The 21956-nt window shown below is 64.4% G+C and carries 25 protein-coding genes and 1 pseudogene; 3 read left to right on the top strand and 23 right to left on the bottom strand.

Annotated features, from left to right (window positions below; translation table 11 throughout):
• Positions 1-153 precede the first annotated feature (153 nt).
• Genes ACRHIG_RS11325 through ACRHIG_RS11315 form a run of 3 tightly spaced genes read left to right on the top strand, consistent with a single transcriptional unit; the run spans position 154 to position 1804 of the window.
• Positions 154-576 (top strand): hypothetical protein, encoded by a 423-nt coding sequence (locus tag ACRHIG_RS11325; protein WP_251350458.1) that lies wholly within the window; start codon positions 154-156, stop codon positions 574-576.
• Positions 577-599: 23 nt separating this feature from the next.
• The gene (locus ACRHIG_RS11320; protein ID WP_489630218.1) at positions 600-1013 is read left to right on the top strand and encodes a hypothetical protein; all 414 of its coding nucleotides are present in this window, start codon (positions 600-602) and stop codon (positions 1011-1013) included.
• A 5-nt stretch (positions 1014-1018) separates the two neighbouring features.
• Positions 1019-1804: a DUF2145 domain-containing protein gene (locus tag ACRHIG_RS11315; protein ID WP_489630217.1), complete on the top strand. Its 786-nt coding sequence runs from the start codon at positions 1019-1021 to the stop codon at positions 1802-1804.
• Here the strand turns inward: ACRHIG_RS11315 and ACRHIG_RS11310 are convergent.
• The 23 genes and pseudogenes from ACRHIG_RS11310 to ACRHIG_RS11200 all read right to left on the bottom strand — a co-directional run bounded on the left by ACRHIG_RS11310 (position 1801) and on the right by ACRHIG_RS11200 (position 21704).
• On the bottom strand, positions 1801-2424 hold the full coding sequence (locus ACRHIG_RS11310; RefSeq protein WP_489630216.1) for a 4'-phosphopantetheinyl transferase family protein: 624 nt from the start codon (positions 2422-2424) through the stop codon (positions 1801-1803). The genes ACRHIG_RS11315 and ACRHIG_RS11310 overlap by 4 nt on opposite strands.
• Positions 2425-2554: 130 nt before the next feature.
• On the bottom strand, positions 2555-3124 hold the full coding sequence (locus tag ACRHIG_RS11305) for a hypothetical protein (protein WP_489630215.1): 570 nt from the start codon (positions 3122-3124) through the stop codon (positions 2555-2557).
• 300 nt (positions 3125-3424) lie between these two features.
• Positions 3425-4066: a hypothetical protein gene (locus tag ACRHIG_RS11300; protein ID WP_139091605.1), complete on the bottom strand. Its 642-nt coding sequence runs from the start codon at positions 4064-4066 to the stop codon at positions 3425-3427.
• A gap of 37 nt (positions 4067-4103) precedes the next feature.
• Positions 4104-5264 (bottom strand): serine hydrolase domain-containing protein, encoded by a 1161-nt coding sequence (locus tag ACRHIG_RS11295; RefSeq protein WP_489630214.1) that lies wholly within the window; start codon positions 5262-5264, stop codon positions 4104-4106.
• 44 nt (positions 5265-5308) lie between these two features.
• Positions 5309-6541: a beta-ketoacyl-ACP synthase gene (locus tag ACRHIG_RS11290; RefSeq protein WP_489630213.1), complete on the bottom strand. Its 1233-nt coding sequence runs from the start codon at positions 6539-6541 to the stop codon at positions 5309-5311.
• Complete coding sequence (fabG, locus tag ACRHIG_RS11285; RefSeq protein ID WP_374106824.1) at positions 6538-7263, bottom strand: 3-oxoacyl-ACP reductase FabG; 726 nt, start codon at positions 7261-7263, stop codon at positions 6538-6540. The genes ACRHIG_RS11290 and fabG overlap by 4 nt, the downstream gene beginning before the upstream one ends.
• The gene (locus ACRHIG_RS11280; RefSeq protein ID WP_489630212.1) at positions 7256-7729 is read right to left on the bottom strand and encodes a hotdog family protein; all 474 of its coding nucleotides are present in this window, start codon (positions 7727-7729) and stop codon (positions 7256-7258) included. The genes fabG and ACRHIG_RS11280 overlap by 8 nt, the downstream gene beginning before the upstream one ends.
• The gene (locus ACRHIG_RS11275) at positions 7726-8916 is read right to left on the bottom strand and encodes a beta-ketoacyl-ACP synthase (protein WP_489630211.1); all 1191 of its coding nucleotides are present in this window, start codon (positions 8914-8916) and stop codon (positions 7726-7728) included. Before ACRHIG_RS11275 ends, ACRHIG_RS11280 begins: the two co-directional genes overlap by 4 nt.
• Positions 8917-9471, bottom strand: coding sequence for a DUF3261 domain-containing protein (locus ACRHIG_RS11270; protein WP_489630210.1), 555 nt, complete (start codon positions 9469-9471; stop codon positions 8917-8919).
• Positions 9471-11855, bottom strand: a complete 2385-nt coding sequence (locus ACRHIG_RS11265; RefSeq protein ID WP_489630792.1) for an MMPL family transporter — start codon at positions 11853-11855, stop codon at positions 9471-9473. Before ACRHIG_RS11265 ends, ACRHIG_RS11270 begins: the two co-directional genes overlap by 1 nt.
• A gap of 5 nt (positions 11856-11860) precedes the next feature.
• Positions 11861-12472 (bottom strand): LolA family protein, encoded by a 612-nt coding sequence (locus tag ACRHIG_RS11260; protein WP_475415532.1) that lies wholly within the window; start codon positions 12470-12472, stop codon positions 11861-11863.
• Positions 12469-12924, bottom strand: a complete 456-nt coding sequence (locus tag ACRHIG_RS11255) for an acyl-CoA thioesterase (protein ID WP_475415533.1) — start codon at positions 12922-12924, stop codon at positions 12469-12471. Before ACRHIG_RS11255 ends, ACRHIG_RS11260 begins: the two co-directional genes overlap by 4 nt.
• The gene (locus ACRHIG_RS11250) at positions 12917-14485 is read right to left on the bottom strand and encodes an HAL/PAL/TAL family ammonia-lyase (protein WP_489630209.1); all 1569 of its coding nucleotides are present in this window, start codon (positions 14483-14485) and stop codon (positions 12917-12919) included. Before ACRHIG_RS11250 ends, ACRHIG_RS11255 begins: the two co-directional genes overlap by 8 nt.
• Entirely contained in the window at positions 14472-15209 is a 738-nt protein-coding gene (locus ACRHIG_RS11245; protein WP_489630208.1) for a lysophospholipid acyltransferase family protein, read from the bottom strand. Before ACRHIG_RS11245 ends, ACRHIG_RS11250 begins: the two co-directional genes overlap by 14 nt.
• Positions 15210-15211: 2 nt before the next feature.
• Positions 15212-15442 (bottom strand): hypothetical protein, encoded by a 231-nt coding sequence (locus ACRHIG_RS11240; RefSeq protein ID WP_489630207.1) that lies wholly within the window; start codon positions 15440-15442, stop codon positions 15212-15214.
• Positions 15439-16194, bottom strand: a complete 756-nt coding sequence (locus ACRHIG_RS11235) for a glycosyltransferase family 2 protein (RefSeq protein ID WP_489630206.1) — start codon at positions 16192-16194, stop codon at positions 15439-15441. The genes ACRHIG_RS11240 and ACRHIG_RS11235 overlap by 4 nt, the downstream gene beginning before the upstream one ends.
• Entirely contained in the window at positions 16187-17275 is a 1089-nt protein-coding gene (locus tag ACRHIG_RS11230) for a class I SAM-dependent methyltransferase (protein WP_475415537.1), read from the bottom strand. Before ACRHIG_RS11230 ends, ACRHIG_RS11235 begins: the two co-directional genes overlap by 8 nt.
• On the bottom strand, positions 17269-18588 hold the full coding sequence (locus tag ACRHIG_RS11225; protein ID WP_489630205.1) for an ApeI family dehydratase: 1320 nt from the start codon (positions 18586-18588) through the stop codon (positions 17269-17271). Before ACRHIG_RS11225 ends, ACRHIG_RS11230 begins: the two co-directional genes overlap by 7 nt.
• A gap of 489 nt (positions 18589-19077) precedes the next feature.
• A pseudogene (locus tag ACRHIG_RS11220) lies at positions 19078-19621 on the bottom strand (COG4648 family protein).
• A 3-nt stretch (positions 19622-19624) separates the two neighbouring features.
• Entirely contained in the window at positions 19625-19891 is a 267-nt protein-coding gene (locus ACRHIG_RS11215; protein ID WP_442908084.1) for an acyl carrier protein, read from the bottom strand.
• Between the two features lie 20 nt (positions 19892-19911).
• Positions 19912-20166 (bottom strand): phosphopantetheine-binding protein, encoded by a 255-nt coding sequence (locus ACRHIG_RS11210; protein WP_230541064.1) that lies wholly within the window; start codon positions 20164-20166, stop codon positions 19912-19914.
• Positions 20159-20950, bottom strand: coding sequence for a lysophospholipid acyltransferase family protein (locus ACRHIG_RS11205; protein WP_475415540.1), 792 nt, complete (start codon positions 20948-20950; stop codon positions 20159-20161). Before ACRHIG_RS11205 ends, ACRHIG_RS11210 begins: the two co-directional genes overlap by 8 nt.
• Positions 20943-21704 carry a beta-ketoacyl synthase chain length factor gene (locus ACRHIG_RS11200; protein WP_489630204.1) on the bottom strand — a complete coding sequence of 254 codons (762 nt, stop codon included), beginning with the start codon at positions 21702-21704 and terminating at the stop codon, positions 20943-20945. The genes ACRHIG_RS11205 and ACRHIG_RS11200 overlap by 8 nt, the downstream gene beginning before the upstream one ends.
• Between the last annotated feature and the right edge of the window lie 252 nt (positions 21705-21956).

Raw genomic sequence — 21956 nt, 5'->3', positions numbered from 1 at the left:
CTTTATAAAAATAGCATCGGTTCCGGCGGCAAAAAAGTAGCGCAATACGCTACCTGCGGTATGCCTGCCCGCTACGAGTAGCGTTTTCATTGACCAATTGCCCACAGTCTACAATGATGGCGTTGCCACTTGGCACACTTGAAGGAGAAACACATGAAACGCCTGCTGCCCCTCTGCCTGTCCCTGTCGCTGTTGACGCTCTCCGTGGCCGCCCCCGGCCTGGTCCACGCCGCCGCCTCGGAGAACCTGTCGAAAGGCTCGCAAAACCTCAGCCAGGGTTCCGCCATCGTCGTCGCCGGCTCCATGTCGATGCTGGTCGCCTCCGGCCAGGTGGTCGTTGCCAGCGTGGAAACGGTGGGCGAAGGCATCGTCATCGTGCTGAAAGGCGCTTCCGAGGCGGGCGGCGCGTCCATCCAGATGAGCACGCAAGCGGCCAAGGGCCTGTCGCTGGCGGCCGGCACCGTGGTCAACGTGGTGGCGCTGTCCACCGGCCATATGCTGGTCCTGTCCGGCAAGGCCATCGCCTTCATCCCGAACGAACTGGGCAAGGCGCTGCTGCACCACTCCAAAGTGTAAGCACCATGAAGAACGGAAATCCCATGAAACAGTTGCTCGCCACCGCCCTGCTGTGCGCCGCCAGCTTGGCGCCGCTGGCCCAGGCCAACTCCGACACCACCAACGCGTCCGACAACGCCAGCATGGCCTCGGCCATCGTGCTGGTCGGCTCCATGTCGGTGCTGGCCGCCGCCGGTGAAATCGTCATCGACAAGGTGGAAGACGTGGCCGACGGCAGCGTGCTCGTGCTCAAAAGCGCGGCCAACGGTGCCTCGCAGGCGGCCACGGCCTCCGTCAAGCTGAGCCAGAAGGCCACACAAGGCCTGTCGCTGGCGGCCGGCACGGCCGTCAAGGTAGTGGCCGTCTCGACGGGCCACATGCTGATGCTGTCGGGCAAGGCCATCGCCTATGTGCCGAACGCGGCCGGCAATGCCATCCTCCACCATTCGAAAGCGTGAACCCCATGAAACGCCTGACCGTCATTGTTCTCAGCCTGGCCCTGGCCGGTGCCGCCCATGCGGGGCGCTCGTGCGAGGAAAAGCAAACGGATGCGACCACCCTCGTCAAATCGATGGACCTGGCGCAAAAGACCCTGCAGGCGCTCGACGCTTCGGGCGCGCAGGTGGCGCTGCTGGCGCGCGCCGGCCAGGACCTGTCGAAATACCATTTGCGCTATTCGCACATGGCGCTGGCCTGGCGCGACCATCCGAAGGGCCGCTGGCTGGTGGTGCATGAACTCAATGAATGCGGCACGGCGCAATCGTCGCTGTACAACGAAGGCTTGGGCAATTTCTTCATGGACGATGTGTTCATGTATGAAACCCTGATCCTGATTCCGGCCCAGGATACGCAGCAGCAACTGGCGCGCCTGCTGACCAGCAACACGCCCAAGCGCCTGCATGAAGCGCACTACAATATGCTGGCCTACCCGTTTTCCACCAAGTACCAGAATTCGAACCAGTGGGTGCTGGAAACCCTGGCCGCCGCCAGCAACGAACCCGGCAAGATCGAGACGCGCGCCGAAGCGCAAGGCTGGCTGCGCAGCGCCAGCTACGCGCCGCAGACGCTCAGCATCCCCGCCGCCACGCGCCTGGGCGCGCGCATGTTCCGCGCCAATATCGCCTTCGACGACCACCCGTTCGAGCGCCGCATGACGCGCCAGATCGATGTCGTCACCGTCGACTCCATCGTGCGCTTCATGCGCCAGCGCGAGCCGCAGGTGCAGGAGATCGTCGTGCGGGGGAATTAGTCTGGCGTCAGGCCGGACAATAACAAGTCGGGCGCCTGCGCCAGCGGCGCCGCGCTGCACAGCACGATGGACAGCTCGGCATGCGCCAAGGTCACGCAGCTTGCCGCATCCATGCCCAGCTTGTAGCGCGCCTCCGCCTCGCTCCAGCGCTGGCAGAACAGCGCCAGCCGCTCATCCGCTGGCAAGCCTTCCAGCTCGGCGGTCACAGCCGCGCCAAACGCCTGGCGCGCCAGCGCCAGCACGTCGCGCCGCGGGTCGCGCAACTCAATATCGAGTCCCAGCCGCATAGTACCGCTCAGCGCGCAGGCGATCCAGTGGCCGCTGTGCGAAATACTGAAGTAGGGACCGCCGGCGGGCGCCAGCAGCCGCGGCGCCTGGCCCGGACGCTCCTCGAGCGCGATGGCCGCCGGAGACAGCCCCAGCATCCGTCCCATGGCCGTTCGCAGCAAGGCGCGCCCGAGCAGGAACTGGCGCCGCCGCAGCGGCCGCGCAAACCGCGCATAACGGGCCGCTTCCGTCGCACCCAGCCACGTTTCATATTGGCTGATCTCCGCGAGATCAATGCTGCGGGAATCGAGCAGCCAGATGCTGGCGCCGTTACCGGGGAAAGCTGGTGGCATGACAATATTTGGATACGTAAAGGCGCAGTCTGCCACAAATTGCCAGCATGCATGCGGTAAAAATGGCAGCGCGGTTGCCCGGCGCTGCCATTCTCAGCAGGTCTGCTGGCGCTTGCGCGCCGCGCCCATCTTAGTTCGTCATTGCTGCTTCGACCGCTTTATTGTCGGCGCCAGTCGGGCCGCCTTCGGCACGTACATAGTTGGCCTTGATGTAAGCGCTGGTCAGGTTGGCGATGCGGGTCAGCATCAGGTTATCGTGCACGCCAAACGTGAATCCGGCCGCCATCGCGTCGGCGCGCTGGAAGAACTCTGGCGTCGCGACCAGGGCGCCCTTGTTGTCGCGGATCATGACGCGCATGCGCACGCCGGAGCTGCCGGCCAATGGTCCCAGGAATACGCGCTTGGCGCCGCTCTTGAACTGGATTTCTTCGACGATAGGCTCGATGATCAACACGCCGCCATTGGCCGGGGCGGCATTCCAGCTGGTCAGCGATTCGGCCAGGTCCTTGCGGATATTCTCGTCGATTTTCGCCATGGCGGCCTGGTTGCCCTTGTAGCCTTCGGCAAAGACTGTTGACTTGACTTCAATGCGGCCAAACGACGAGAAAGCCTCGCTCGGCGGCGGATTGGCCGTCGACGATGCCTTGATGCGCGTGGCGCAGCCTTGCAGCATGGACACTGACAGCAATGCGCCGGCCACGATGACTGCTTTTGATACTTTTGTATATTCTCTTTCTATTTTTTATTGGAATGATTTTGGAGCACTATCGGCCTGCCAGATGGCGCCCGCCACCGATTGGGACGACTTCCCTGCTGCTTGCTTATCTGCTACTTACTTGCTACTACCTGCTTTCAACCTCACGAACTCGTCCCTCAAGGCCACACCCGTCATCATCGTGCCGTCCCGACATTCGCATGCCGTGGCACTGAAATGCTCACTCAGTACTGAAATGGCGCGGCCGCCGTGGCCACACAAACTGCGCCGCGACACAGCCACGTATCAATCAAACCCTGCCAGGACTTTATAGCTAATTTCAGTATTACTCGCGTGCAGCACTTCCAGCCTTGCCCCCTTATAGCCCAGGATCATGGATTCGGACAAATCGTAAGTCACATCATTACTGAACGCCGGCCGTGCCATGTTGCGATCGAATTCACGATACCCCAGGGTGATCTTGTCACCGATACGACCGCTGTAAATCAAGGTACTCTGAAAACTCGCCTGTTGATAGTTCGTCGTGACGCCCATCACGTAATCGAACTTCGCACACGGCGCACGTCCAATGCATACGGAACCATCCTTGCTAAACAGATGCAGCTTGTTATGCTTGGCAACGGTGCCCTGCGCATTCGCGATCACCACGCCGCCAAAGGTTTGATATTCTTCCTTGTCTGCAATTTGCGGATACGTTCCCTTACGCACAACAAACTCGCCGAGAGGCTGGTCCTGCGCCAGAATCAGCGCCCGCGTTTCCAACGCATCGCTCTTGGTCAACATTCTTTCGCCAATGCCAATGGTTACCACCGTGCCCGCTTGCGGCAAGGTCGTCTGGTAGGCGGAACGCGGCACCGGCCGGCTCTTGCATCCTGCAATGGCGAGACTACACATCATCACGAATAACAGCTTAAAACCATGTTTCACGATTACTCCATTAGTTATCTTAACCACAATTTTACATTTAAATAGATTTTCGTTTGGAAATTCTCAACAACAAACGGTGGCCAATGCTATTGGTCCAGTTAAAGCTGTTTTGCAATACCACCACGCCCGTCCGATTCTGGACATCGAGACCGATATAGCTTGAGTAGCCCGCCACGAAACCCACCTGATAGGTGATTTTATTGCCATCGATATCATCCACCAGCCAGGCCAGTGCCGCCGCCTCGACTGGCCGGTCAACCCGCACGCTCAAAGTGTCCAGCAAGGCGCGGTCCAGCACGGGATCATCACTACCCCGGATATTCGCCCGTGCATAGCGCAACAAATCATTCGCCGTCGAATACAATGCAGCCGAGCCCGTCAACACATCGGTGAACTCCCAATCCGGCGCTTCGCTCCCGCGTCGCATGAATTTGGGCTGATCGCCCACATGACCATGGGCACGCGCAGCAAAGCCAGGCAAACCCTGTGGACGATAACCGGTGCTAGCGAGTGCCAGTGGTTGCAATATGGTTTCCTGCACCAGGGCATCCATCTTTTTGCCGGTACGCAGTTCCAGCACATGTCCCAGCAAGCCATAGCCGATATTCGAATAATTGGGCGCCGTCGTTGCGGGCGCATCAAAATCGGCAAGGTAGGCCAGCAGGTACTCGCGGTCAAAATGCCGGTAAAAGCTCGCCCCCGTAAATAGATACTCCACGAAGTACAGCAAGGTTTGCGGCGTAAATGGCTGCCGCGGCAAGCCCGATGTATGCGTGACCAGTTGCAGCAAGGTGATCTTGCGTGCGGAGTCGCTCAGTGGCGTACCGGGTGGCAGCAACTGTTCAAGAGTGTCGTTCCATGCGAACACGCCCTGCTGTACCAGTACCGCCGTCGTTGCGCTCAAAAAGCCCTTGCTAACCGAACCGACGGCAAACAGGGTGTCGCCGTCGGGACGATGGCCGCTCACCGCATGTTCGGTCGTACCGTAACCAAAGCTCTGCGTGCTGCCATCGGGCAGCACAACACCGACCACCAGCCCTGGCGTAGTACCGTTGTCAATCAATGGCTGTGCCAGCGCATCGACTTCCTTGCGCAGATCGCCGCTGATGGCGTAGCGCTCGCTCGATGCATTGTCAGAATCGATTTCCATCCGTGACAGGGTGCCACATGCCGTCAGCGCTGCCAGTGTCGCCACCATGCATGCACTCCCGGCATATCGCCGGTAAATTATCACCAGCGAAGTCACGGCCGGTAACGCTTGAAAATCAGCGACGTGTTAATGCCGCCAAAGGCAAAATTATTCGACATCACATACTCGCATTCGATAGCCCGGCCTTCGCCGGCGATGTAGTCGAGCGGCGCGCATTGCGGGTCGACCTGCTGCAAATTGATGGTGGGGGCAAACCAGCCTTCGCGCATCATCTCGATGCTGATCCACGCTTCCAGCGCGCCGCAGGCGCCCAGGGTGTGGCCCATGTAGCTCTTCAGGGAGCTGATAGGAGTATGCGCGCCAAACACCTCGAACGTGGCTTGCGATTCGGCGATGTCGCCCTGCTGCGTGCCGGTGCCGTGCGCGTTGATGTAGCCGATGTCGGATGGCTGCAGTCCCGCGTCGGCCAGCGCCAGCAGCATCGCCTGGCGCATGGTGGCGGCGTTGGGCTGGGTCACGTGGCAGCCATCGCTGTTCGTGCCGAAGCCCACCAGTTCCGCGTGGATGGCGGCGCCGCGCGCCTGCGCGTGCTCGAATTCTTCCAGGATCAGGCAGCCGGCGCCCTCGCCGATGACCAGGCCATCACGGCTGGCGTCGAACGGGCGCGGCGTCGTATGGCCTGCGTCGTTGCGCGTGCTGGTGGCGAACAGGGTGTCGAAGACGGCCGCCTCGGTGGCGCACAGTTCTTCGGCGCCGCCGGCGATCATCGCCAGCTGCTTGCCGCCGGCGATCGCCTCGTAGGCATAGCCGATGCCCTGGCTGCCCGAGGTGCAGGCGCTCGAGGTGGTAATCACCCTTCCCGTGACGCCGAAAAACACGCCGATGTTGACGGGCGCCGTGTGCGCCATCATCTTGATGTAGGTGGTGGCGTTGATGCCCTTGGTGGTGCGCTCTTCCATCATGCGGCCAAAGTCGCCGATGGCGCTGGGCGTGCCGGCCGACGAACCGAAGGAAATGCCCATCTGCCCGCCTTTGACCACGGGGTGTCCGGCCAGACCCGCGTGTTCGAGCGCCAATTCGCTGGCGCGCGTGGCCATCAGCGCGATGCGTCCCATGCTGCGCACGGCCTTGCGGTTGTAGCGGTCCGTCAGCGCGAACGGCGCGGCCGGTGCACCCAGCTGGGTATTCAAGCCTTCGTAGTCGGCCCATTCGTCCATGCGCACGACGGCGTTGCGGTACTCGCCCAGGCGCTGGCGGATGGCCAGCCAGTCATTGCCGATCGGGCTGATGCCGGCCATGCCGGTCACGACTACCCGGCGGCTCATGCCATGCCTCCATTGACGGAAATGACCTGACGCGTGATGTAGCCCGCTTCCTCGCCGACGAGAAAACTGACGGCGGCGGCCACCTCTTCCGGCGTGCCGACTCTGCGTGCGGGAATCATCTTCAACGCTTCGTCTAGCGGCACCTCGCTGATCATGTCCGTCTCGATCAGGCCCGGCGCCACGCAGTTGACGGTGATGGCGCGCTTGGCCAGTTCCAGCGCCAGCGCCTTGGTGGCGCCGATGATGCCGGCCTTGGCGGCGCTGTAATTGACTTGCCCCCGGTTGCCGATCAGGCCGGAAACGGACGCCATGGTAACGATGCGCCCCGGTTTGCGGCGCTGTACCATCGGCATCACCAGAGGGTTCAGCACATTATAGAAACCATCGAGGTTGGTCTGCAGGACGATGTCCCAGTCCTCGCCCGACATGGCGGGAAACGCATTGTCGCGCGCCACGCCGGCGTTGCACACGACGCCGTAATAGCAGCCATGTTCGGCGATGTCCGCTTCCAGCGCGGCGGCAGCCGCGGCACGGTCGCCGATATCGAATTGCAGCACGCGCGCCGCGCGTCCCATAGCCTGTACCTGCTGCGCCACCGCGTCGGCTTCGCCGCGCGCGCTGCGGCAATGCAGCACCACGTCAAAACCGTCGCGCGCCAGCCGCAAGGCGATGGCCTTGCCGATGCCGCGCGACGATCCCGTCACCAATACACTTTTACTCATGCTGCGCTCCATTCATACTCTCCTGCAGAAATTGCTTTGCATCTTCGGGCTGGAATACCGTAATCGTCGCCTGCGCCAGCACGGCGCCCGCCATCTCGATACGGCACTCGAACGCGCCCAGTCCATTCTCGCCCTGCAAGGCCTGCTGCACATGCACCTGCAGCACGCTGCCTTCCACAAACAGGGGCAACTGCGCTTCGTAGCGCCGCGCCCCCAGCAAAAAACCGATCTTCACGGGCGCGCCGGCCAGCCGCGCCAGGTAGCCCGCATGCGCGGCGATCGCCTGCGCCATGTATTCGATGCCGACCCAGCTGCCCACGCCTGCCGACGTCGCCTCATAAAACACGCTGCCGGCGTGGATGGCCACTTCGGCGCACAGGTTTTCCGCATCGGCCGACAACACCCGGTCGAGCAGCACCATGGCGCCGGAATGGGGCACCAGCTCGCGAATAGGTGGAAAACTCATGCTCCCCTCCCGAACAGCAGGGCGGCGTTCGAGCCGCCGAAGGCAAACGAATTGCTCAGTGCCCAGTCGAGCGGACGCCCCAGTAGCGCGCCGGGCAAGGCCAGGCGCAGCGGCGGCAGCGATTCGTCAGGCACGCCATCCCACAGGTGCGGCGGCAGCAAGCCCTCGGCGTTATCGTCCTGCATCGCCAGCCAGCACAGCGCCGCCTCGATGGCCGCCGCCGCGCCCAGCGCATGGCCTGTCAGCGGCTTGGTGGAGCTGCTCATCGCCGTGGCGCCGAACAGGTCGGACACTACGCGCGCTTCCATCGCATCGTTCTGCGGCGTGGCCGTGCCATGCAGGTTCACATAATCGATTTCCGATGCCGTGACGCCCGCGCGCGCGAGTGCCTGGGCGATGGCCAGCCGCGCGCCGCCGCCTGCGGGATCCGGCGCCGACATGTGGTGGCCATCGGACGACTCGCCCCAGCCGCGCAAGGCCACACTGGCAGGTTGCGCCGTCATCAGGAACAGGGCAGCGCCCTCGCCGATATTGATGCCGTCGCGGTTCGCGCCCAGTGGGTTACAACGCCGCGCGCTGACAGACGCCAGAGCGGAGAAACCGGCCACGGTAAAGCCGCACAGGGTATCGACGCCTCCCGTCAGCACGGCGTCGCACAGGCCCATGCGGATCATGCGCGCCGCGCTGGCCATCGCCTTCGCGCTCGACGAACAGGCGCTCGAATGCACGAGGGCCGGGCCATCGATACCCAGTTCCTCGGCCAGCATCAATGCCGGCGACGCCATCTCCTGCTGGCCATAGTGGAAGGTGCCAGGCAAGCCGTCGCCCGCCATATGCCGGCCGATCGCGCCTTCCGTCTCTGCAATGCCCGAAGTACTCGTGCCGATCACCACGGCCACGCGGTCCGCGCCGTAGCGGGTGATGGACTGCTCCACGGCCAGGCGGATCTGCGCCAGCGCCGCCAGCGCCATCCGGTTATTGCGGCTGCGCGCGGCGATGCAGTGATGCGCCGCCGATGGCAAGGCCGCATCGACCACGCCCAGCGGCAGCAAGCGCCCCGGCGTGTAGGTATCGACGGGTACCACACCGCTATCCGCGGCAAACAGGCGCGCACGCACCTCTTCGCGGCTGGCGCCCAGCGCGCAGACGATGCCGCAGTCATTCAGGTACACAGTCAAGCCAGTCATTCAACTTCCTTCCGGAGCATTCTGTATCGTCAGGCGATAGCGGTAGCGCAGGTTGTCGAGCACCACTGTACCGCTCCAGCGCGGCATGCCGCTGTAGTCGATCACCGTCACCGCCTCGTCATGCAGGAACAGGGTGCGCCGCAGGCCGCTGTCCTCGATGCGCCAGCCAGCCGGCAGGGCTTGCGCGATCGCCTCGCGCGGCCACAGGGTCAGCTGCATGTCTTCCAGCACGTCCTCGGCGCGCACCTGCGCCGGCAGCATCAGGTGGCGCCATGACGTCATGTCCTTGCCGTCGAAATGCAGTGATAGCACGCGCTGGCCAAACGCCAGTCCCACCAGATCGAGATGCGACGGCTCCACCTCCAGCGCCGCATCGAGTTCATCGATGCGCCCCGCCCGTTCGACTACCAGGTGCTGCTGCACGCTGACCGTGGCACCCAGCGCCCGCGGCGCCAGTTTCAGGCCAAGGCGCGCGGGTGCCGAAGACGGCATGCTGGCGCAGCCCGCAAGCGCCAGCAGCAATGCCGGCGCCCATCGTTGACAGTGCAAAAACATCAGATTTCTCCTGCGGCATCAGCCGCGCTACGGTTATCGGCTTCGGCAAAGCACGGCGACAGCAGCCATACCAGCGCCGTGCCGATCAGCATGGTCAGGCCAAATGCCTGCAATGCAGCCGTCTTGCTCAGGGCCAGCAAGCCGAAAGACAGAATGGTATTCGCCGCCGACAGACCCACGGCCAGCCATGGCGTATCGTTGCGGCGGTCGGGATGCTCTTGCATGAAGATGCCGTAATCGACGCCCACGCCCAGCAGCAGCATCAGTGCGAGCACGTGGAACAGCTGTAGCGGCAGGTTCAAATAGCCGAGCAAGGCCAGGACCGCCACGCTGGCCAGGGCCGTGGGCACCAGTACGCGCCAGGTGCGGCGCCGGTAACGGGGCAGCAGCAAGCCGAAGACCACCAGGTAGGCGCCCAGCACCACGGCGCCCATATAGACGCGGTAACGGCCCAGCACCGAGGAAATTTCACTCACCTTGTCGACCCACTGCACCCCGGGCATGCCCTCGCCCGCCTGCGCCAGCAGGGGAATGGCCGCATACTGCATGCCGCGCAAGGCGACGATGGAGGCATAGCCGCCTTCGACCTTGCCCAGCCACAGGTGGCGCCATGGCTCGCTGGCCGGCACCTTCAGGAAGGCGTCGATCGACAGCGGCGCACCGGCTTGCGCCAATTGCGCGCGCACCTTGCCGGCCCACTCGGGGCCTTCGTCGACGGACTGCGCCAGCAAGTCGAGCGCGGCACCCGGCTGCAGGATGGCCGTCTCGAGCAGCGTGCGCCGCGCCGCCTGCGTCTGCAGCGACGGCACCCAGTTCGACATGGCCTGGTAGCCGCTGATGTGCTTTTGTGCGATCAGCGGCAGCAGGCGCTGTTTCAACGTTTCCTCGCGCTGCAGCACGGCTTCCGCGCTGTCGCCGCGCACCAGGTAAAACTGCACCGGAGTGGGGCCATCGAGCAATTTGCTCAATTTGATCTGGTCGCGTATCAGGTGCGCGGGCGGCGTTTGCAGCAAGCGGATATCGTCATTAACGTCCAGGCGGCTGATGCCGAAGAGCGCAAACAGGGCAAACAGCACGCCGCCCACCAGGGTGGCGCGGTTGGCCCGCAACAACGGCCAGCGCGCGCGCGCCACGCCATACTGTTTGACCAGCGCGCCGCTCTTCAAGGTGCCGCCTTTGACCAGCGCGGGGAACCAGAACACCACCGTCAGCCAGGCAAACACCAGGCCCAGGGCGGAAAATACGGCCATATGGCGCAAGCCGGGAAATGGCGTCAGAGCCAGACCCATGTAGCCGATGACGGCGGCCAGCAGGGTCAGGCACAGGCCCGGCAGCAAACGGCGCAGCAAGGTGCGCGAATCGAGCGCCGGATCGGCGCCCAGGCGGTTGCACAGGAAATAAATCCCGTAGTCCTGCGCCACGCCAATCAGGCTGGCGCCAAAGACCAATGTCATCAGGTGTATTTTGCCAAACAGCAGCCAGCACACGGACAGGGAACCCAGACAGCCGATGCTGATCGACAGCAGGATCAGCGAGATCGGCCTGAACGAGCGGAAGGTGAACCACGTCAGCAGGATGATGCCGGCCAGAGACCCCAGGCCGATGGTCGACATTTCGCCTGCCGCCTTGCTGCTGGCGGCCGCCGCATGCAGGATCACGCCCGCGCTGATGATTTCCACGCCAGGCATGGCCTGCCGCGCCGCCGCTTCGGCTTGTGCCAGCGCGGGCAACACGCTTTCCTGCGCACCCAGCGAAAAGGCGGGCAGGCTCAAGGTCATCGGCAGCAGCACATACTGGCGCTCGCCGTCGGCGACGAACAAATGGCCGTCGCGCGGACGCACGGGCGTTTCCTGTGCGCGCTCCTGCACCCAGCCGCCGAACAGGCCAAAGGGATCGTCCTGCCAGGCGCCAAGTTTCGGCCCGCCGAAAGGACTGTAGAGCTGACTCAACGCCGAATCACGCCAAAACGCGGGTGATTCCTGGCGCAGCTGCGTTTCCTGCGACGCCGTCAGCAAGGTCAACCGGTGCTGCTGGAACAACGCCAGCCAGTCGTTCTGCGTCTGCTCGTCGAGCGGCGTGGACCGGAACAGGCCCGCATGGCGCGCCAGCACGGCGCTGTAGGCATCGGCCGCTCGCTTCGCATCGGCCCAGTCGGGCGCGCCGACCAGCACCACTACGCGCTGCTGCGCCGCGTCGACCATGTGCGTAAACGACGCCTGCAGCACCGGATCGCGCTCCTGCACCGGCAGCAAGGCCAGGATGTCGGTTTCCGGCGCGATGCGCTTGCCCAGCCACAGATAGGCGTTATGCGCCAGCAGCAGCGCCACCACCAGCGCCCAGGCGATGGCCAGCAGGCGCCCGGCGTTGCGGCCGCGGTTCGTCAGGGAATTCAAAACAGAGCCGCCTCTTGCGCCGTGATGGCAGCGGGTCCCGTCTCAATCGCCGAGAACACGATGCTCGTGCGGTCGCCGCTCGCCTCGCTGATGCTGATGTTTTTCACGAAGGCGCCGCCATCGAGGCGGATGCTGCCGATGGCCTTGGCCAGCGCCGGCTGGCGCGCCTTCAGCGCCACCTGCCAGGTCGCGCCGTCGATGCTGCCGTCGACTTCAAACAAGGTATCGAGCTGCGCCAGGTCGCCGGCCAGCAGCGAAAACAGCACGCTGTTGATCATCTTGACCACCGGTTCCGTCTTCGCGTCCAGGCGCATGGCCACGCGCTCGCCCTGGAAATGCACGATCTCGTCGCGCGTCAGCCGCAATGTATTGGGAAACGGATGCAAGGTGCGCCACAAGACGCCCTTGCCCGCCACCACGCAAAAGCGGCCATTCGACGCCAGCGCCTTCTTCATGCCGGCCAGCTGCTTGCTCTGGTCGAAGCGGCCGCACAGCTGCTGCGGCTTGGCCAGCATGGCCTCGATCTTCGCCACCGGCGCGGCCGCGTGCAGCGGCGCCATCGCCAGCAGGCACACGCCCGCCAGCAGGATTTTGAGTTGTTTTTTCATGCGGACTTCAATCCCAGTTTTTCAAACAGTACGGGCGGCGAGGCAAAGCACATCTCGCCGCTGGCGATATCGACGGCCACCTGCGTCGTGCTGGCGCGGTTCAGGCGCTTGCCCGTCGCGCTGTCGCTGACCAGGTACTCGATCTTCAGGCGGTCTTCCCACTCCACCAGGTCGGCGCGCAGGGTCAGGCGCTGGCCAAAGGTGGCCGGCGCCACATAGCGCAAGTGCATGTCGATCACGGGCCAGGCATAGCCGGACGCTTTCATGTCGACGTAGTTGTAGCCGATGCTGTCGAGCAGCGCGCAGCGCACCACTTCGAGGTATTTCACGTAGCGGCCATGCCAGACGATCTCCATCGGGTCGAGGTCGAAGAACTGCACCTGCATCTCCACTTCGGCGTGCCAGCGGCTGGGCGCGGCCTTCCTGCCGCGCACCTTATGCGTCTCAGTCATGCCCGGCTCCGTACAGTGGCCAGGCTTGTGCGCGCATGCGTTCGAGCAGCACGCGCAGTTCCGGATCGAGCCGGCGGTCTTCCTCGACGGGCGCGATATCGGCGGTCAGCGCCTCCATCATCGCCGCCAGCGCCGCTTGCGGCTGCACGTCGGGATTGACCTTGCAGCGCAGCCAGACGCCCTGGCGCACGGTAATCAGCAGGGCCGCGGCGACCTGCTCGCACAGTTCCAGCACGCGCAGGCAATCGCGTGCGGCGATGGTGCCCATGCTGACCTTGTCCTGGTTGTGGCATTCGGTCGAACGTGAAAAAACCGAGGCAGGCATGGTCAGCTTCAGCGCTTCGGCCGTCCAGGCGGAGGCGCTGATCTGCAATGCCTTCAGGCCGTGGTTGATGGCCGCGCGCGGGCCGGTGGCGCCCGACAGGTTGGCCGGCAAGCCCTGGTTGTAGCGGCTGTCGACCAGCAAGGCCATCTGGCGGTCCAGCAAGTCGGCCAGGTTGGCCACCGTGTTCTTCATGCTGTCCATGGCGAAGGCGATATGGCCGCCGTAGAAATGCCCGCCATGCAGCACGCGCTCGCCTTCGGCGTCGATGATGGGATTGTCGTTGGCGCTATTGAGTTCATTCTCGATCGACGAACGCAGCCACGGCAAGGCGTCGGCCAGCACGCCGATCACGTGCGGCGCGCAGCGGATCGAATAGCGGTCCTGCAGCCGCTTGCCGTTGCGTTCCCAGCTATCGGTGGGCAAATCGGCGCGCAGCCAGGCCGCCACTTGCTGCATGCCGGGATGCGGCTTGACGGAGAACAGGGTTTCATCGAAGTGGTGCGCGTTGCCATCGAGCGCAAACGAGGCCATGGCCGTGATGCGCGTCGTCAGGCGCGTCAGATACTCGGCGCGCTCATACGCCAGGCAAGCCAGCGCCGTCATGACGGCCGTGCCGTTCATGATCGCCAGGCCTTCCTTCGGACGCAGGCGCAGCGGCGTGATGCCCGCTTCGCGCAGCGCCTGTTCCGCCGGCACCTGTATCCCGTCGCGCCAGACTTCGCGTTCGCCGCACAGCACCGCCGCCAGGTAGGACAGCGGCGTCAGGTCGCCGCTGGCGCCGACCGAGCCTTCCGACGGGATCAACGGCAGCAGGCCCGCATCGAGCAGGCGCGCGATCTGCGCCAGCAGTTCCACGCTGACGCCGGAAAAACCCTTGGAGAGCGACGCCAGGCGCGTGGCCATGATGGCGCGCGTCTGCGCCGGCGTGAAGAATTCGCCCAGGCCGCAGCCGTGATAGGTGTACAGGTGGTGCGGCAGTTCGGCCACCAGTTCCGGCGGCACGGTCACGGTGCAGGAATCGCCGTAGCCCGTGGTCACGCCATAGATGGTGCCGTCCTCGCGCAGCAGGCGGTCGAGGAAATCGGCGCCGCGCGCGATCGCCGCCAGAAAGACGGGGTCGCTGGACAGTTCGGCGCTGGCACGGCCATGCGCGATGTCGGTAATGTCTTCGATGCGCAGGCGCTCGCGGTCGAAGCGGACGGCGCGCCGGGTGTTTTTCAGGTCAGCGAGGTGCATCGGGAGTATCCAGTCTTGAAGTATCGGGGAGTTGCCAAAAATCGTAGAAGTTGAACCATTCGAGCGGCGCGCGCAGGCAATGGTGCTGCAGGCGCGCCGCATAGGCGGCCGCCAGTTCGGCCAGCATCGCCTCGCGTGCCTTGCGCGGCAGGTGCAGCGACTGGCGGAACAGTTCGAAATGGATTTCCGAGCGCTGGCCGATGCGCATGGAAAACAGCAAATACACGGGGCATTGCAGCACGCTGGCCAGCACATACGGACCGATCGGAAACGCGGCCGCCTGGCCCAGGAACGGCACCACGGCCACGCGCGGCTGCGGCGAGACGGGCACGCGGTCACCGGCGATCACCACGAACTCGCCCTGCGCCACCTTTTCCGCCAGCAGCATGGCCGTGGCAGGCGTGATTTCCGTCACCTGCATCAGATTGAGCTGGCTGTCCGGATTGAGGCGCTCCAGCATGCGGTTGAACGCCGGCGCATGGCGCGTGTGCACGAGCACCGTCAGCTTCAGGCGCGGATTGCGCTGCGACAGTACGCGGCACAAATCCAGGTTGCCCAGGTGGGCGCAGATCAGCAAGGCGCCGCGCCCCTCGTCCAGGCAGCGGTTGACGCCAGCGTCGCCCTCGACGCCGTACAGGCTCACGCTACGCGTGTCGTACAGGCCACCCCATAGCAGCATCTTGTCGAGGATGGTTTCGGCAAACGCGGCGAAGTGCCGCAGCACGCTCAGGTTTGCCGGGCCGCTGCAGGCCGCGACGCGGCGCAGATAGCTGCGCGAGACGCGCGCGCGCGCGGCTTGGTCAGCACATACCAGGCCAGCACCGGATACAGCACGATACGGAAAGGCCAGCGGCCGAAGACGCGGCAGATCCAGAACAGCAGGCGCATGCCGGCCACGAAGCTGACTTCATTGAATCCGGACCAGTGTCCGCGCGGATGTTGCGGTGCTGCCGTCATCGCGTGCGCCAGTGGCGGGCCAGCAGGCGCGGTGCGCGCCACAGCATGCCGAAAAACAGACGCGCGTGCATGCGCGAAATGAGCACGTTGTCGCGCCACAGCTGGAAATGCGAGACGCCGTCGGTGGGATAGCCGACTTTCGTGGGCAGATTCGCCATCTCCAGGCCATCCCAGTACAGGCGCACCAGCACATCGGTGTCGAAATTCATGCGCAGGCCCAGCTGGCGCCTCTCCGCCAGGGCTGCCAACGGCGCCAGCGGATAGACGCGGAAACCGCACATGGAGTCGCGGATCTGCAGCGACAGGGTATTGATCCATACCCAGATATGCGTGGCATAGCGGCCGTAATAGCGCGCCTTCGGCACCGAGGCGTCGTACACGGGGTAGCCGACCACCACCGCCGTCGGCGTGGCCTGCGCCTGCGCCAGGAAGCGCGGCACATCGTCCGTCTCGTGCTGCCCGTCGGCATCGATCTGCAGCGCATGGCTGTAGCCGTGCGCATGCGCGTGGCGGCAGCCGGTCAGCACCGCCCCGCCCTTGCCCTGGTTATGCGCATGGCGCAGCAAGGTCACGCGCGACGGGTGCTCGGCGGCCAGCGCATCCAGGGTGCCCGCGCCGGCGTCGGCGCTGCCATCATCAACGAGGATCAACGGCACGCCATGCGGCAGCAGGCGCCGCACCACGGCGCCGATCGCCTGTTCATGGTTGAACACGGGGATCACGATGCAGGGGCGAAAACGCACTTCAGTCACTGCGGGCTCCGGCGCGGCCGAAACGCAGCAGCGAGTGGCAATAGCCGATGCCATCGCGCGTGGTCAGCAATTCCAGGCCGGCCTCTTGCGCCAGGCGGATATAGTCGGTGCTCTGGTAAATCTTGCTGTTCCCACTGGCCATGGCCGTGAAGTACGGCGAAGTATTGATCAGGCAGTAGGCGGCGATATCGTACTGCTGGCGGTCCCAGAAGGTATCCATGATCAGCACCTGGCCGTTCGGGCCCAGCGCCTGCGCCACGCGGCGCAGGATGCTGGCAATCGCCGGCTCGGAAAAACAGCTGAGGAATTGGCTCATCCAGATCAAGTCCATGCCGGCCGGCAGCGGCGCCGCATCGTCGAGCAGGTCGCAGGCGTGCAAGTGGGCGCGCTCGCGCACGCCCGCATCGGTCAGGGTCCGGTCGGCTACCGCCAGTTGGCGCTCCAGGTCAACCAGATGCAATTCCACGCCCGCATGGTAGGCCAGTGCGGCGCTGGCAAACTTGCCCGTATTGGCGCCGATGTCCATGATGCGGTGCGGCGCCGTGGCGAAGACATCCGGGAATATCTCCGGGAAGGACGTATCCGAATAATGGTGATCGAAGGCGAACCAGCTGCCCTTGGCCGGCTCCGAAAGGGCCGACAGGCCCTGGTACAGGGTGGGCCAGTCGCCCAGCGCGGCCAGTCCCAGCGGCTGCTCGGCGTCGAGCGAACGGTCCAGGTCGAACAAGCCCTGATAGCAGACGTCGTGCATAAAGTCCAGGTTGACCTGGGTGATGCTGTCCGTCAGCATGCAAAAACCGACCTTATCGAGCACATACGCGCCATCGCGCAGCGAGACGACGCCGGCCGACAGGCACGATTCGAGCGCCACCTTCAACGCATACTCCGTCCAGCGGCCGCTGGCGGCCATGTCGGCGATCGTCAGGCCGCTGTGGCCCGTGTCGGCCAACGCCTGCAGCATGCCGCGCTTCCAGGCATAGCGCACGCATTGAAAGACGACGGGGCCGAAAGCGATTTTTTGCGCCTCGAAACGGGCGGCAAAGGCGGTCTGGCGTTCGGGTGAGAATTTTTTATCTAACATGCGCTCGCTGCTGGAGTGGGTGTATCGGCGCAGCCACCGGAAACGGCAGCGGCATTCGGGTGAAACAGGATGCGGCCACTGGCATGCTGGCCAACGTCCGACAGATAACGAAACTGCAGGCTGGCCTTGGGCGCGTCATACTCGAGCGCCAGCCGCACGGGCCGGTCCGGCAGCACCGGCTGCTGGAATTTCAGGGCATGCATGGCGCGGAACTGCGCGGGCAGGTGCAGGTACCGGCGCGCAAAGTGCAGCGCCCACTCCACCTGCACCACGCCAGGCAGCAAGGGCGCGCCCGTGAAATGGCCATCGAAATAGAACAGGTTCGCCGGCACCCGCAGCTCGAACAGCAGACGTGGCGTGTCGCCTTCGGCCGAGCGCTCGATCAGCTGCGCATGCGGCAGCCGGGGTTTCTCCAACAGGGCCAGCAGCAGCGCATGCGTCGTCTTGCCCTGCGCATTGATGGGCAGTTGTTCCAGGTAGCGCCAGCGGCGCGGCAAGGCAACGGCGTCGACCTGTCCAGCGAGCGCCAGTTGCAGCCGGCGGTTCATGGCCAGCTTGCCTTCTGCCTCGAACAGCGCGCGGCCGGCTGCGCTGCAGACGATAAAGGCGGCCACCTTCTGGCGCTCGCCCGCCGGCGCGTCGCACAGCAGCACTCTTGCCTCGGCCACCTGCGGGGTGGCCAGCAAGGCCGTCTCGATGGCGCTCAGGGAAATGCGCTTTTCCTCGATCTTCACGATGCGATCGCAGCGTCCCAGCAGCTGGAAGCGTCCCGGCGCGGTTTCGCGCGCGCGGTCGGCCAGGCACAGCCAGCCCTCGTCGGCCAGATGCGCCGAACGCACCTCCAGCGCGCCGTTGTCCAGCAGACGCCAGTCCACGCCGGGAAAACCCTGCCAGCTCTCGTCGTCAGGGCGCTCTGGCACGCGCTGGCGCCAGGCTACGCCGCCAGTCTCCGAGCTGCCATAGATTTCGCGCGGCACGCGGCCCAGCAAATGCCCCGCCGCCAGCGCGCTGTCCAGGGCCAGCGGCCCGCCCGAGGAAAACACGGCGCGCAACTGCGCGCGGGCGCCGGACCAGTCGATGTGTTCCGGCAGGCGTTTCAGGTGCGCGGGACTGGCGGCCAGCACGCACGGACCGCGCGCCAGCAAGGCGGCCAGCTGTTCCGGGTAATCCACGCTGTGCGCATGCACGGCACGCCCGGCAGCCAGCGGCCACAAGACCTTGAACAGCAAGCCGTAGATATGCTGGTGCGAGACGGTGGCGACGACGGCCGCGCCATCGGCGTGTTCGCCAAACAGCTGCTCCAGCGTGACCACCTCGCTGGCCAGTTGTGAGAGTTTTTCGGGATGGCTTGCGCCGCACCCGTGCTGCCGGATGTGTACACCACCAGCGCCGGGAAATCGTCGGCAAGCTGCATCCACGTACGCTCGGCAAGGCTGTCCGATGGCAGCGGCAGCGGCGCATGCGCGGCCGGGAACTGCCCCAGGAACCCGTCCACCGACGCAGCCAGCGAGGCGCAGCTGACCGGCAGGGTATCGGCCGTCAGCCAGATGGTCTTGCCTGCCTGCCAGGCGCCCAGCAAGGCGGCGCCAAACTCGATGCTGTCATCGAGGTACAGGGCAAAATGACGGCCAGGCTGGCGCTCCAGCATGCCGGCCCAGGCGGTCATGCGCGCCGCAAAGTGGGCGCAATCGAGCGCGGCGCCATCGCGCCAGCCAACAGGCATGGCCGACGAGCGGTCGAGCATGGACAGCGCGAGGCGGGCAAGGGAATCGATCGGAGAGTGGGTTTCCGGCATGAGGGCTTCAGGCATGGTGCAAACGTTTAAAACGCAGGCGGACGAGATACTCGCCGCCAAATAACAGGGCCATCAGGACGTATGCGACGACGCCCGTGTACAGCGACCAGACGGCTTCGCTGGCCCAAAGCGCCGTGCCCAGCGCGATGCCGCCATTGACGATGAAAAACGCACCAGACCTGCGTCACGCGGCGCGTGTAGCGCACGGCCGCCGGCGGAAAGTCCTTCTCGCGCAGGCGCGCCAGGCGCTCCACCACGGATGGCGGCGCCCACAGGCTGTAGCCGAAGGTGGCCAGCAAGACGACGTTGACCAGCACCGGATACAACTTCAGCGGCAACAGCAGGTTGCTCCACAGGGCGATGGCGGCCAGCAGCAGGGCGGCGGCCACCGACCAGCGCGCGGCGCGCTGCAGCTTCAGCGCGGGCAGGCGGCAGGCGACGGCCAGCAACAGCAGCAGCGCCAGCCAGCGCGGCTCGACCTGGCCGTAACCGAACCAGATCGCCAGCGGATACAGTACGGTCAGCAGCAACGCGACGGCATTGAGCAGCACGCGTTATGCCGCCTGTTCCGACACCGACATCGCGCGCAACGCTTCGACCACATCGTCGATGGTGCGAATGGTCTTGAAGACTTCCGGCTGCAGGCGCTTGCCCGTCAGCTGCTTCAGCTTGACGGCCAGATCGACCGCGTCGATGCTGTCGATATCGAGTTCGGCATACAGATTCGACTGCGGCGTCAGCGCCGCCGGATCCAGTTCGAACATTTCAGCCAGCAGTTGCACCACCCATGCGTACAGTTCCTCGCGGTTCATTGCGCTCATATCTACCATTTTGCTGCTCCTTACTTCTTTCTGTGAGTGTCAACCAGCGCCGCCAGCGCCCGTACCGAGGCAAAGTGGCGGCGTGTATCGGCCGAATCGGCCGACAGGGAAATGCCGTACTTTTTTTGCAGGGCGACGCCCAGTTCCAGCGCATCGATCGAATCGAGTCCCAGGCCCTCGACAAACAGGGGCGCATCCGTATCGATATCGGCAGCACTCATGTCTTCCAGCTGCAGCGCCTCGATGATCAGTTCCTTCACTTCTTGTTCAAGCATGTTGTTCCTGTTTCCCGCTAAAGTAATGTTGCAAATGAGTGGTCAAGGTACGCGCCGCCATCACGTCGCTGGCGCCACCGCCGGTAAACTCGCCGATCGCCAGGTCGTCCTGCACGGCGATCTCGAAATGCGCACGGCGGGCCGGCACGCGCCACCATGGTTCGCCCTTGCCCAGGGTCCTGGGCAGGCAACGGATCAGCACGGGCGTCACGTCGCGGCGGCCGCGCACGGCGATATTGGCCGCGCCCCGCTTCAGCACGACCTCACCGCTGCATGGCGTGCGCGTGCCTTCCGGAAAAATGATCAGGTTATTGCCGCTTTCCAGCGATGCCAGGCAGGCGTCCACCAGTTCGGCGCCGCCCGTGTTATTGATATAGCCTGCCGCGCGCACGGGACCGCCCGTAAACGGGTTATTCCACAAATCGGACTTGACGATGCAATCGGCCTGCTTGACATACGCCATCAGGAAAATCGTGTCGATCAGGGTCGGATGATTGGCCAGGATCAGCAAGCCGCCGCGTTCCAGCTTGTCGAGACCGCGCAAGTCATAGCGCAGCACACCAAGAAAACGCATCAGGCCGATATACAGGCGAAAACTCCAGCGGATGATGGCGCGCGCGCAGGCAATGCGTGTCTCGCGCCGCCACACCAGCACCTGCAGCACGGGGAACACCAGCACGCGCAGCAGCAAGCCACCAAGACCGAAGGCGGCAAAACTGACCGCGGTCGCGATGGTACGCCAGCCTATCGAGATACCGGTGCGGACAGCCTCCAGCTTACGCATGGCGGCTCCAGCGCCATGCCTGGCGGTTGGCCGCATGCTCGAACGTGCGGGTCCCGCCGAGCATGAATCGCAACACGGCCAGGCTGCCAGGCATGCCGCCAGAGCCCACCGCCAACGCGTCATCGCTGCCGCGGGTGCGCCACGTCAAACTAAAAGCGGCGCCAGGGGCTGCCTCGGCCTGCAGCAGCCAGGCAAACGCATGCGGCTGCTCATGGCAGTCTTCAAAGGCCTCGAATGGATCCGGCAAGGGACACTCCGCCAGCACAAGCAATACCTGCGCCGCGCCATCGGCCAGCAAGCCGCACGCCTCGATCACCGCAGCCTCGAGGCTGGCCGCACCGGCGGCAATGGCCAACTGATTCGCCGTATCGGCGCGGGCGATGGAAAACAGACCGGCGCTGGCGTTATGCACGGCCATGCCGAACGCCGTCGGCGACAGGGGTTCGCCCTGGATCAGCGCCGACAGCAGTTCGACGGCGCGCGCCACCTCGCCATGACGAGAACAGAAGACGAGCGGAATATCGCGCTGTTCGCCGAGGCAAGTGTACGCCACCTCGAGCGCCATCTTGCCCAACTGGCCAGCACGGCGGCGCAGCATCGGCGCCATCGCGCGCACGCCAGGCTCGCCGGCGACGGCTATTGGCGCGACGGGCAAGGTGCATTGCGCCCACGCTTGCCATTGCTCCGGTGCTTCCAGGCCTGGCGCCCAGGCGGCATGTCTGATAATTGAAAAACGGACACCATCGGTGCGCATATACATTTTCCTGAGCTCAAAAAAGGGCGAACTCACGTCAAAACTGCGCAAAAAGCCCCGCCGGCGTTCTTTTCAAATTATAAACGAAGGAAGTAAAAATAACTAAAATAAATGGCCATGGAGCAACTTTTTAAATGCAAATACAAAAAATTACGTTTTAAAGAATGCCCCGTTCGAGTTACTATTTGTAACACTCCCATCCATTATCTTCCAATGGAAATCGGCACTCTCCCGCAAACCGCCGGCATTCCA

Source organism: Janthinobacterium sp. C22, from assembly GCF_057919405.1.
Note: the sequence above shows the minus strand (reverse complement) of the source record. Positions and strands in the feature narration are given on the sequence as shown.